Source organism: Streptomyces sp. ISL-43 (assembly GCF_018614195.1).
Lineage (GTDB): Bacteria > Actinomycetota > Actinomycetes > Streptomycetales > Streptomycetaceae > Streptomyces.
In genome coordinates this window covers 1-11,114 of the sequence record NZ_JAGGOT010000113.1, presented here as the reverse complement: position 1 = coordinate 11,114, position 11,114 = coordinate 1, and the positions used below count along the sequence as shown (strand labels likewise).

Sequence of the window (11,114 nt, the reverse complement as noted above, 5' to 3'; positions counted from 1 at the left end):
CCGGCCCCCGCCCCGGCCCCGGCCCCGGCCCCGGCCCCGGGAGCCAGGGTGGCGCCGGGGCCGGCCGGGCCGAAGGCCGCTCCGGCGAGGCCCGGCGCGGGGCCCGGCGCGGGATCGGGGCCTGGGCGCGGAAGTGGGTGCGCGGGGAGGAGCCCGCGGAGGCGGAGGTGCCCGCCGAGACCTCGACGGCGGCCGCCGTCGCCGTACGGCCCGGCTCCGACGACCCGGCCGCACTGCTGCTCGCCGCCCTGGGGCCGGCCCCTCGGCTGTGGGCCGGGCCCCCCGGGCTCGACGTCACGCTCGGCGCCGGCAGCAAGGTCGCGCTCCGCGAGGCCGGCGGGCTCGGCATCGCCGGGCCTCGGGCCCGGCTGGCCGGCGTGGCCCGGTCGGTGATCGCGCAGCTCGCCGCCCTGCACGCCCCCGGCCAGCGCCTGGAGATCGTGCTGGTCGCCGTCGACCGGGCCCGCCCGCTCCCCGAACGCCGCCGCGACTGGGGCTGGCTCGGCTGGCTGCCCCACGTACGGCCCGCGCACGGGCAGGACTGCCGGCTGCTGCTCGCGTACGACCGCGATCAGGCGGCCGCCCGCACCGGCGAGCTGACCCGCCGCCTCGACGACGGTCCGCTCGGCACCCATTGGGCCGCCGCCGGTGCGGACGCGGTCCGCGAGGCCTCGTACGGCTACCGGGGCCCCTACACCCTCCTCGTCCTCGACGGGGATCCCGGCCCCGGGGCGCTCAGGGATGTCACCAGCAGGCTCGCCTCGCACGGCCCGGCCGCCGGGATCCACGTCCTGGCCCTCGCCGAGGCCCCCGCCGCGACGCCCGCCTCGCCCCTCGCCGAGACGTACGAGGCGGCCTGCGCGGCCGCCCCCGCCTTCCGTGACTGCGGCGCCGCCGCCCTGCTCAGCGGTGACGTGGCCACGGCCGTACGGACCTTCGCGGTCTCCGGCGGCAAGCCGGCGGCGACCGGCGCGACGGCCACCGCCGACGCCGTCTCGGTGGCCTGGGCGGAGCGGTTCGCCCGCGCCCTGGCCCCGCTCAAGGCCGACTCCCCCGCCACCGAGGGCTACCGGCCCGCCGCCGCCAGCCTGCCCCAGACCTCCCGGCTGCTGGACGAGTTGGGGCTGGCCCGGGCCACCCCCGCCTCCCTGATGGCCCGTTGGGCCGCCGCCACCGACCAGGGGCAGCGCGTCGGCGGCCTCGCCGAGATCGTGCTCGGCATCGGCCGGCGCGGGCCGGTGGGCGCCGAACTCGTCACCGACGGACCGCACTTGCTGATCGAGGGGCCCGCCGGCAGCGGCCGCACCGAGCTGCTCCGCTCCGTCGCCGCCTCCCTGTCCGCCGCCGCCCGTCCCGACCGCCTCGGCCTGGTCCTGCTCGACGGGGCCGGCGGCGAGCGCGGCGACGGGCTGCTGCCCTGCACCGAGCTGCCGCACGTCTCGGCCCACCTGGTCGCCTCGGACCCGCTGCGCATGCGGGAGTTCGCGCAGGCGCTGGGCGCCGAGCTGAAGCGGCGGGCGGAACTCCTGGACGGGGTGCCGTTCGCCGAGTGGCACGCGCTGCGCGAGGTCTCCGACCGGATGGTCTCGCCCCGCCAGCCCACCCCCGGCGAGCTGCGCGGCGACCTCGACCCCCAGCGCTCCGGCACCCTGCGGCTGCGCTCGTCGGTCACCCGCGCCGACCCGGCCGCGGGCCCGAGCCCGCTGCCGCGCCTGGTCGTGCTCGTCGACGACTTCGACGCCCTGGTCGCGCCGGGCCTGGGCGCCACGGGCCGACCCGCCGCCGGTTCGGTGGTCCGCGCGCTGGAGGCGGTGGCCCGCGAGGGCGCCCGGCTCGGCGTGCACCTGGTGGCCACCAGCGCCCGGCCGGACCGGACGGCCGACACCGAACTGGCCCGGCTCACCACCCTGCGCGTGGAGCTCGACGCCCCCGACCAGCCGGGCCCCGGCCGCGGCCTGCTCCGGTACGCCGACGGCCGCACCGTCCCCTTCCAGGGCGGCCGGGTCACCGGCCGGATCCCCCGGACGGCGACCCTGCGGCCGACTGTGGTGCCGGTGGAGTGGGAGCGGATGGGCGATCCGCCGGCCCGCCGCCCGGTCCGCGAGCTGGGCAACGGCCCCACCGACCTCGCACTGCTGGCCAGCGCCCTGGACCGGGCCTCCCACCTGGTCTCGGCGATACCGGTGCTGTTCCCTCCCGCCCCCTGACCCTTCCGCTCCCCGCGGGGGCGGAGGTTTCTCGACGCCCGGGGAGAGCGCCGTGTGCCGTCGCGTGTGCCTCGAGGCGGTATTGCGGGGGTGCGCGGGGCGGCGTAGACCTTGTGGTGCAGGACACACCAAGGCCAGCGAGGCATCGGGGGCACAGCCATGCGCGAGCACGGAGCGAGCACGGACACCCGCACGGAGACCGGCGCGAAGGATCGTAGGAGAACGCGCGCCTGGGCCGCGCTGATCGTGGCGGGCGCGCTCGCGCTCACCGCGTGCGGCGGCGGCGACAAGAAGGAGGCCCCGCCGAAGGGCGACGGGGCGACCGGCGGGCGGGCCGTCTCCTTACCCCGGCTCGACGGCGAGAAGCTGGAGGTCGCCGCCGTCTGGACGGGCCCGGAACAGGCCAACTTCGTCAAGGTGCTGAAGGAGTTCGAGAAGCGGACCGGCGCCACGGTCACCTTCGTCCCGGCGCAGGACCCGATCGTCACCTTCCTCGGTTCGAAGATCGCGGGCGGCGCCCCGCCGGACGTGGCCCTGCTCCCGCAGGTCGGGGCGCTCGTCTCGGCGGTGAAGAACAAGTGGGCGCAGCCGGTCGGCGCCGAGGCGCAGGCCGAGCTCGACAAGAACTACTCGAACGGCTGGAAGACTCTGGGCGCGGTCGACGGGACCCAGTACGGCGTCTACTACAAGGCCGCCAACAAGTCGCTGATCTGGTACAACGCGAAGGCCTTCGAGGCGGCGGGCGTGCAGCCCCCGAAGACCTGGAAGGAACTCCTCACGGTCGCCGACACGCTGTCCGCGTCCGGCACTCCGGCGGTCTCGGTGGCCGGCGCCGACGGCTGGACCCTCACGGACTGGTTCGAGAACGTCTACCTCTCCCAGGCGGGCCCGGAGAAGTACGACCAGCTCGCCAAGCACCAGATCAAGTGGACGGACGACAGCGTCAAGCAGGCGCTGGGCACGCTCGCCGAGCTGTTCGGCCGCAAGGACTTCCTGGCCGGCGGCCAGAGCGGGGCGCTCGCGACCGAGTTCCCGAAGTCGGTGACGCAGACCTTCACCGGCGGCGACCGGCCGGCGGCCGCGATGGTCTACGAGGGCGACTTCGTGGCCGTGAACATCGCGCAGACGGAGGCGAAGGTGGGCACGGACGCCCTGGTCTTCCCCTTCCCCTCGGTGGGCGCCAAGGCCCCGGTGGTCTCGGGCGGTGACGTGGCGGTCGCGCTGAAGCCCTCCAAAGGAGCGCAGGCGCTGCTGACCTTCCTGGCCTCGGCGGACTCGGCGCGGATCCAGGCCCGCGAGGGCGGGTTCCTCTCCCCCAACAAGTCGGTGGAGCCGGCCGCTTACCCGAACGAGATCCAGCGCGAGATCGCCAAGTCCCTGATCGCGGCGGGCGACGACTTCCGCTTCGACATGTCGGACCAGGCGCCGGCGGCCTTCGGCGGGACCCCGGGCGCGGGCGAGTGGAAGGCGCTCCAGGACTTCCTGGCGAACCCGTCGGACGTGGCGGGTGCCCAGGCGAAGCTGGAGGCGGACGCGGCCAAGGCCTACGGGAACTGACCCGTGGCTCCCCCCGACCGCGACACCGCGACCCCGGCCGATCCCGTGACCCCCGCGACCGGTCGCGGCGGCTCCTCCGCGACCGCCGCCCCCCGCGCCTCGAAGGCCGGCGAGGCGCGGCGCCGCCGCCTGACGGCCGCGGCGTTCCTCCTGCCCGCCCTCGTCCTGCTCGGCGCGCTCGTCGTGCACCCCATCGGCTACTCGCTCTACCGCAGCTTCTTCGACCGCTCCGGCGACGCCTTCGTCGGCGCCGGGAACTACCGGGAGATCCTGCTCGACGACACGATCCGCACCGCACTGAAGAACACGGCGGTCTGGGTGGTGCTGGCCCCCGCCACCGCCACCGCGCTCGGCCTCATCTTCGCCGTCCTCACCGAACGGGTGCGCTGGGGAACCGCGTTCAAGCTGATCGTCTTCATGCCGATGGCCATCTCGATGCTCGCGGCGGGCATCATCTTCCGGCTCGTCTACGACGCCGACCCCGACCGGGGCGTCGCGAACGCCGTCTGGGTCGGCGTCCACGACACCTTCGCCGAGTCCTCGGCCTTCCCCAAGGCCCGGCCGGGCCGGGACTCCCCGCTGGTCCCGTCCGACGGGGGCGCGTTCGTGACCCGCGCTCCGGTACGGGCGGGCGTGCCCGCGCTGCTCCCGCTGGTCGGCATCGCCCCGGAAGCCCTGCCCGCGGGGACCCGTACGGCGACGCCCGCCGCCGCCGAGCCCGGCAAGGTCACCGGTACGGCCTGGCAGGACTTCACCCGGGGCGGGGGCGGCGCCACGAACACGGTCGACTCCACCGAGTCTGCGCTGTCGGGGCTGCGGATCGAGGCGGTCAAGGACGGCCGGGTGGTCGACTCGGCCTCCGCCCGCTCCGACGGCACCTTCACCCTGTCCGCCGCGGCCGACGGCGCGCTGCTGCGGCTGCCCGCATCGAACTTCCGGGAGGCGTACGCGGGGGTCGAATGGCTCGGCCCGACGCTGGTGACCCCGGCGGTCATCGGGGCGTACGTGTGGATGTGGGCCGGTTTCGCGATGGTGCTGATCGGGGCCGGGCTGGCCGCCGTACCGCGCGAGCTGCTGGAGGCGGCCCGGGTGGACGGGGCGGGCGAGTGGCAGGTGCTGCGGCGGATCACCGTCCCGCTGCTGGCGCCCGTCCTGGCCGTCGTGCTCGTCACCCTCGTCATCAACGTGATGAAGGTCTTCGACCTGGTCTTCGTGATCGCGCCGGGCGCGGTCCAGGACGACGCCAACGTCCTCGCGCTCCAGCTGTACCGGACCTCCTTCGGCACGGACGCCGATCCGGGACTGGGTTCCGCCATCGCGGTGCTGCTGCTGGTCCTGGTGCTCCCCGTCATGGTCTACAACGTCCGCCGCATGCGCCGGGAGGCCCGTCGATGAGGCTGCGCACACCGACACGCACATGGTCCCTCGCCTCCCGGGCGGCCGGCGGGGCGCTGCGCGTCTTCCTGGTCCTCGTCGGCCTGTTCTGGCTGCTGCCCGCCCTCGGCCTGCTGGTCTCCTCCTTCCTCTCCCCCACCGACCTGAACCGGGAGGGCTGGTGGCAGGTACTGACCGCGCCGTCCCGGCTGACGGCCGGCAACTACGAGCGGCTGCTGGAGAACGACACCGTCACGGGTTCGCTGCTCAACACGGCTGCCATCGCGATCCCTTCGACCCTGCTGGTCCTGACGCTGGGCGCGTTCGCCGGTTACGCCTTCGCCTGGCTGGAGTTCCCCGGCCGGGATTGGCTGTTCCTGATCGTGGTCGGGCTGCTGGTGGTCCCCGTCCAGGTGGCGCTGATCCCTGTTTCCGAACTCTTCGGATCCATCGGACTGTTCGAGACGACCGCCGGCGTGGTGCTGTTCCACACCGCCTTCGGGCTGCCGTTCGCCGTGTTCCTGCTGCGCAACTTCTTCGCGGAGATCCCGCGCGAGCTGCTGGAGGCGGCCCGCCTCGACGGGGCGGGCGAACTGCGGCTGTTCGCGCGGGTGGTGCTGCCGCTCGGCGGCCCCGCGGTCGCCTCGCTCGGCATCTTCCAGTTCCTGTGGGTGTGGAACGACATGCTGGTCGCGCTGGTCTTCGCGGATTCGGCGCACCCGCCGGTCACGGTCGCCCTCCAGCAGCAGGTGCGGCAGTTCGGGAACAACATCGACGTGCTGGCGCCCGGCGCGTTCCTGTCGATGGTGGTGCCGCTCGCCGTCTTCTTCGCCTTCCAACGGCAGTTCACGTCGGGGGTGATGGCGGGGGCGATCAAGTGATCCGGCTTTTCGATCACGGCGTTGACGTGCTCGGTTGACGCTGCGTAACCCGAATGCCACACCCTGCGTAACCCGATCACCACGCCGGGGGTTCCTGGGCAATATGCCCGCGCCGACCCCTGGATGTGCCGTGCCCCGGTTCAGCGTCATCGTGCCCGCGTACAAGGTCCAGGCGTACCTCCAGGAGAGTCTGGACTCGGTCCTGACCCAGTCGTACCCGGATCTCGAACTGATCGTGGTCGACGACGCCTCCCCGGACGCCTGCGGTTCGATCATCGACGACTACGCCTCCCGGGACCCCCGGGTGACCGCCGTGCACCTGGCGCACAACCTGGGCCTGGGCCCGGCCCGCAACGCGGGCCTGGCCCGGGCGACCGGCGACTACCTGGTCTTCCTCGACGGCGACGACACCATCGCCCCCGGCGCGCTCCAGGCGATCACCGACCGGCTGAAGGCCACCGGCTCCCCGGACATCCTCGTCTACGACTACGCGCGCACCTTCTGGACCGGCGAGCTGGTCCGCAACAGCCTCTCCCGCCACCTGTCCGAGGAAGGACCGGCCAGCTTCCGCCTGGCGGACCGCCCCTCCCTCCTCGGCATGCTGATGGTCGTGTGGAACAAGGCCTACCGCCGCGAGTACGTGGAGCGCGAGGGCCTCGCCTTCCCGCCCGGCTTCTACGAGGACACCCCCTGGACCTATCCCGCGCTCCTCGCGGCGGAGTCCGTGGCCGTCCTGGACCGGGTCTGCGTCCACTACCGCCAGCGCCGCACCGGCTCGATCCTGACCACCAGCAGCCGCCGCCACCTCGATGTCTTCGACCAGTACGACCGCGTCTTCGGCTACCTCGCCACCCGCCCCGAGCTGGAGCGCTGGCGGCCCGTCGTGCACCGGCGGATGGCCGAGCACTTCTGCTCCCTGTACGCGGACCCGCGCCGGCTCCCGCGCACCGCCCGGGCCGAGTTCTTCACCCGGGCCTCGGCCCTGCTGCGCCGCTACCGCGTCCCGGGCCCCCGGCCGCTGTCCCTGAGCCGTACGGACCGCACCCGCCACCTCCTGATGCGCCTGGGCACGAGGCGCACGTACCGCGTCCTCTCCCTGCTCCGCTCGGCCTCGCTCGCGGCGGGCCGCGCCGGGGTCACGGCGTGGCGGGGACTGCGCGAGAGCGCCCTGCGCCTGCACTACCGCACGCAGCGGCTGCTCCCGCTCCGCCCCGAACTGGCGGTCTTCTCCGCGTACTGGCACGGCGGTTACGCCTGCAACCCGGCAGCGATCGAGGCCAAGCTGCGCGAACTCGCCCCGCGCATGCGCACGGCATGGATCTGCGATCCGTCACACGCCGCGACGCTCCCCCGCGAAACCACCCTGCTGCGCCCGGGCTCGGCGGCGTACTGGACGGCCCTGGCCCGCGCCACCTACCTCGTCACGAACGTCAACTTCGACCGCACACTGGTCAAGCGCCCCGGCCAGATCCTCGTCCAGACGCAGCACGGCACCCCGCTGAAGCGGGTCGGCCTCGACCTGCAGGACCGCCCGGCGGCCACCCCGACCACGGACTTCGCGGGGCTGCTGCGCGGCGCCGACCAGTGGGACTACCTGCTCTCCGCGAACCGGCACTCCACGCTGGTCTGGGAGAAGGCGGTCCCGTCCTCGTACACCACGCTCGAATACGGCTATCCCCGCAACGACGTCTTCCACCGCGCCACCCAGGCCGACGTCCTCGAACTGCGCGAACGCCTCGGCATCCCGCCGGGCTCCACCGCGATCCTCTACGCGCCGACCCACCGCGACTACCGGCGCAGCCGGCCGGAGCACCTGGACTTCGAGCGGATCCTGCGCGATCTGGGCCCGCGCTACACGATCCTGACCCGCAGCCACCTGACGTACGCGGGGGCACCGTCCCCCGACCCGCACCCCCGCCTGCTGGACGTCTCCTCGCACCCGTCGGTGGAGGAACTCTGCCTGGCCTCGGACGCGTTGGTGACGGACTATTCCTCGCTGATGTTCGACTACGCGTCGCTGGACCGGCCGATCGTGATCCACGCGGACGATTGGGAGGCGTACGAGGCCTCCCGCGGCACCTACTTCGACCTGCGGGCCTTCCCCCCGGGCGCGATCGCCCGGACCGAGGACGAGCTGGTGGACATCTTCGGCACGGGCCACTGGCAGGGCTCGCGCTCGGCGCAGCTCCGCTCGTCCTTCAGGGCCCGCTTCTGCACGTACGACGACGGCCAGGCGGCGGAGCGGGTGGTCCGCCGCGTCTTCCTGAGCGAGCCCGCGTCCCCCGTCGTCCCCCTGGAAGACCGCCACCCCACCCCGCCGGCCCCCTCGCCCGCCCCGGAACCCACCCTGGCCCACCTCACCGCGGGCCGCTGGCCGTAACCGCCGCCGGCGCCATCCGGCCCCGCCGGCCCCGCCGGACCGCGGGGACCGGGTCCGTCAGGACGGGCGGGCCGTCAGGCCGGCGACCACCGACCGCGCCAGGTCGTCCAGATAGCCCGCCGACACGGCATCACGAACGACCACCTGCCGCCAGTACAGCGGCCCGATCGCCAGATCGAGCGCCTTCGCCGCATCGACCCCCTCCGCCAGCTCGCCCCGCGAGACCGCCTCGGAGATGATCCCCTCCGCCATCCGCCGCTGCCCCTCCAGCAGCGCCCCCCGCACCGCGTCCGCGATCTCCGGGTTCCGCGCCGCCTCCACCAGCAGGTCGGGGATCACCGCCGACGCGACCGGGTGCCGCAGCACGTGTGACATGACTTCCAGCAGCGCCCGTACGTCCCCGTACAGCGACCCCGTCGCCGGCACCGGCAGGCCGTCCACCGCGAACGCCCCCACCAGGTCCAGCACCAGGTGCAGCTTCGACTTCCACCGGCGGTAGACCGCCGTCTTGCCGACGCCGGCCCGCCGCGCGATGCCCTCGATCGACATCCGCGCGAAGCCGACCGTCGCCAGTTCCCCGAGGACGGCCGCCCGGATCGCCTCGGTCACGTCCTCGCGCAGGACGGCGGCCCCGGCGGGGGCTCTACGGGCGGGGGCGGGTGCGGCGGCGGCAGGCGTGGGCTCGGTGGTCATGAGCAGAGCATAACCGGCGACGACGATACGGTTGCGTTCCGACGTTGGACGACCTAGCCTCAGCGTAGCGACGATACGGACCCGTCCCATCGCCAGCGACGCCCCGACCCCGTCGAAAGCGACCCTCGTGACAGTGACCACCGCGCCCCCGGCCCGCGCCCAGTCCAAGGACGGGCCGGCCCCGGACCACCTCGCCGAACTGGCGGCGTCCCACGGCCTGACCCTGAGCGGCGCCCGCCCCTCGCTCCCCCGCTACCTCGCCCAGCTCTGGGGCCGGCGGCACTTCGTGACCGCGTACGCCACCGCCCGGATGCACGCCACGTACAGCGAGGCCGGCCTCGGCCAGGTCTGGCACCTGGTGACCCCGCTGCTCAACGCGGCCGTCTACTACTTCATCTTCGGCATCGTCATGCACGCCGGCCACGGCGTGCCGGACTACCTGCCGTTCCTGCTCACCGGCGTCTTCGTCTGGGACTTCATCGGCTCCTGCGTCAACGCCTCGACCCGAGCCGTCCAGGGCAACCTCGGCCTGGTGCGCGCCCTGCACTTCCCGCGCGCCTCCCTGCCCCTGTCCACCGTCGTCCAGCTCTTCCAACAGCTGCTCGTCACCATGGGCGCGCTGATCGTCCTGCTGCTCGCCTTCGGCCAGACCCCCAGCCCGAAGTGGCTGTACGCCGTGCCGACCCTCCTGCTGACGGCCCTCTTCTGCGCCGGCTGCGCGATGACGATGGCCCGGATCGGGGCGAAGAGCCCGGACGTCAGCCAGCTGATGCCGTTCGTCCTGCGGACCTGGATGTACGCCTCGGGCGTCATGTGGTCCATCGACTCGATGCTCAGGACGGCCCACCTGCCGCAATGGGTCTCGACGGCTCTCGAGCTCAACCCCGCGGCCGTCCTCATCGACCTGATGCGCTTCGCGCTCATCGGCTCGTACAAGGCGAGCCAGCTCCCGCACCACGTATGGCTGATCGCGCTCGGCTGGGCCCTGCTCGCCGGCGTCGGAGGCTTCGTCTTCTTCTGGAAGGCTGAGGAGGAGTACGGCCGTGGCTGACACCGCAACCGCGTCCCCGACCCGCACCACCCCCACCCCCGGCCCCGCCCCGGCGCCGGCCCCGGCCCCGCAGGTCCCGGACACCCGCGTACCGACCGTCATCGCGGACGACGTCCACGTCATCTACAAGGTGCACGGCGCGGGCTCCCGCAAGGGCGGCGCCGCCGCCGCCCTGAGCCGGATCTTCTCCCGGGGACCCGCCCCCGGCATCCGCGAGGTGCACGCCGTCAAGGGCGTCAGCTTCATCGCGTACAAGGGCGAGGCCATCGGCCTGATCGGCACCAACGGCTCCGGCAAGTCCACCCTGCTGTCCGCCATCGCCGGCCTCCAGCCGGTCGCGCGCGGCCGGATCTTCTCGCACGGCCAGCCGTCCCTGCTCGGCGTGAACGCCGCGCTGATGAACGACCTGACCGGCGAACGCAACGTCGTCCTCGGCGGTCTCGCGATGGGCATGACCAAGCAGCAGATCCGCGAGCGCTGCCAGGGCATCGTCGACTTCTCCGGGATCAACGAGAAGGGCGACTTCATCTCGCTCCCCATGCGGACCTACTCCTCCGGCATGGGCGCCCGGCTGCGCTTCTCCATCGCCGCCGCCAAGGACCACGACGTCCTCATGATCGACGAGGCCCTGGCCACCGGCGACGCCGCCTTCCAGCGGCGCAGCCAGGCCCGTATCGAGGAGCTGCGCGAGCAGGCCGGCACCGTCTTCCTCGTCAGCCACGGCATCGGCACGGTCCGCGCGACCTGCGACCGGGCGATCTGGCTGGAATCGGGCGTCCTGCGCATGGACGGCCCCGCGGCGGAGGTCTGCGACGCGTACGAGGCGTTCACGAGGAGTCGCTGAGCACGCGGAAGGGGCGGGCCGGGACACGTGTCCTTGGGTTCTAGGAGTCGTTGCAACATCCCAGCTCAGGGGATGCGATGGACTTCAAGATTCGTGGGGACAGGACGCCTCAGGGCCCCCGGAAACT

At 73.6% G+C, this 11,114-nt stretch carries 8 protein-coding genes; 7 read left to right on the top strand and 1 reads right to left on the bottom strand.

The annotated features are described in order from the left end of the window. The 5 genes from J7F03_RS39910 to J7F03_RS39890 form a co-directional block, all read left to right on the top strand. Positions 1–2,207, top strand: a 2,207-nt coding sequence (locus J7F03_RS39910) for an FtsK/SpoIIIE domain-containing protein (protein ID WP_251073196.1), incomplete at its 5' end; no start/stop codon positions are given. Between the two features lie 159 nt (positions 2,208–2,366). Further along, a complete protein-coding gene (locus J7F03_RS39905; RefSeq protein ID WP_214958116.1) occupies positions 2,367–3,764 on the top strand; it encodes an ABC transporter substrate-binding protein in 1,398 nt (465 codons plus the stop codon). Positions 3,765–3,809: 45 nt separating this feature from the next. After that, complete coding sequence (locus tag J7F03_RS39900) at positions 3,810–5,159, top strand: carbohydrate ABC transporter permease (RefSeq protein ID WP_214958118.1); 1,350 nt, start codon at positions 3,810–3,812, stop codon at positions 5,157–5,159. Further along, positions 5,156–6,019 carry a carbohydrate ABC transporter permease gene (locus J7F03_RS39895; RefSeq protein ID WP_251073195.1) on the top strand — a complete coding sequence of 288 codons (864 nt, stop codon included), beginning with the start codon at positions 5,156–5,158 and terminating at the stop codon, positions 6,017–6,019. The genes J7F03_RS39900 and J7F03_RS39895 overlap by 4 nt, the downstream gene beginning before the upstream one ends. 130 nt (positions 6,020–6,149) lie before the next feature. Then, a complete protein-coding gene (locus tag J7F03_RS39890; RefSeq protein ID WP_214958115.1) occupies positions 6,150–8,399 on the top strand; it encodes a bifunctional glycosyltransferase family 2 protein/CDP-glycerol:glycerophosphate glycerophosphotransferase in 2,250 nt (749 codons plus the stop codon). A gap of 57 nt (positions 8,400–8,456) precedes the next feature. Here the strand turns inward: J7F03_RS39890 and J7F03_RS39885 are convergent, their stop codons facing one another. Continuing rightward, positions 8,457–9,092, bottom strand: a complete 636-nt coding sequence (locus J7F03_RS39885; RefSeq protein ID WP_214958114.1) for a TetR/AcrR family transcriptional regulator — start codon at positions 9,090–9,092, stop codon at positions 8,457–8,459. A 133-nt stretch (positions 9,093–9,225) separates the two neighbouring features. Between J7F03_RS39885 and J7F03_RS39880 the strand changes: the two genes are divergently transcribed. Then, positions 9,226–10,143 (top strand): ABC transporter permease, encoded by a 918-nt coding sequence (locus tag J7F03_RS39880; RefSeq protein ID WP_214958113.1) that lies wholly within the window; start codon positions 9,226–9,228, stop codon positions 10,141–10,143. A 100-nt stretch (positions 10,144–10,243) separates the two neighbouring features. Then, positions 10,244–10,987 carry an ABC transporter ATP-binding protein gene (locus J7F03_RS39875; protein WP_214958117.1) on the top strand — a complete coding sequence of 248 codons (744 nt, stop codon included), beginning with the start codon at positions 10,244–10,246 and terminating at the stop codon, positions 10,985–10,987. The last annotated feature ends 127 nt before the right edge of the window (positions 10,988–11,114 follow it).

Coding starts and splice junctions, on each gene's coding strand:
- J7F03_RS39885 (WP_214958114.1), bottom strand. CDS start 9,092: ATGACCACCGAGCCCACGCCTGCCGCCGCCGCACCCGCCCCCGCCCGT.
- J7F03_RS39905 (WP_214958116.1), top strand. CDS start 2,367: ATGCGCGAGCACGGAGCGAGCACGGACACCCGCACGGAGACCGGCGCG.
- J7F03_RS39895 (WP_251073195.1), top strand. CDS start 5,156: ATGAGGCTGCGCACACCGACACGCACATGGTCCCTCGCCTCCCGGGCG.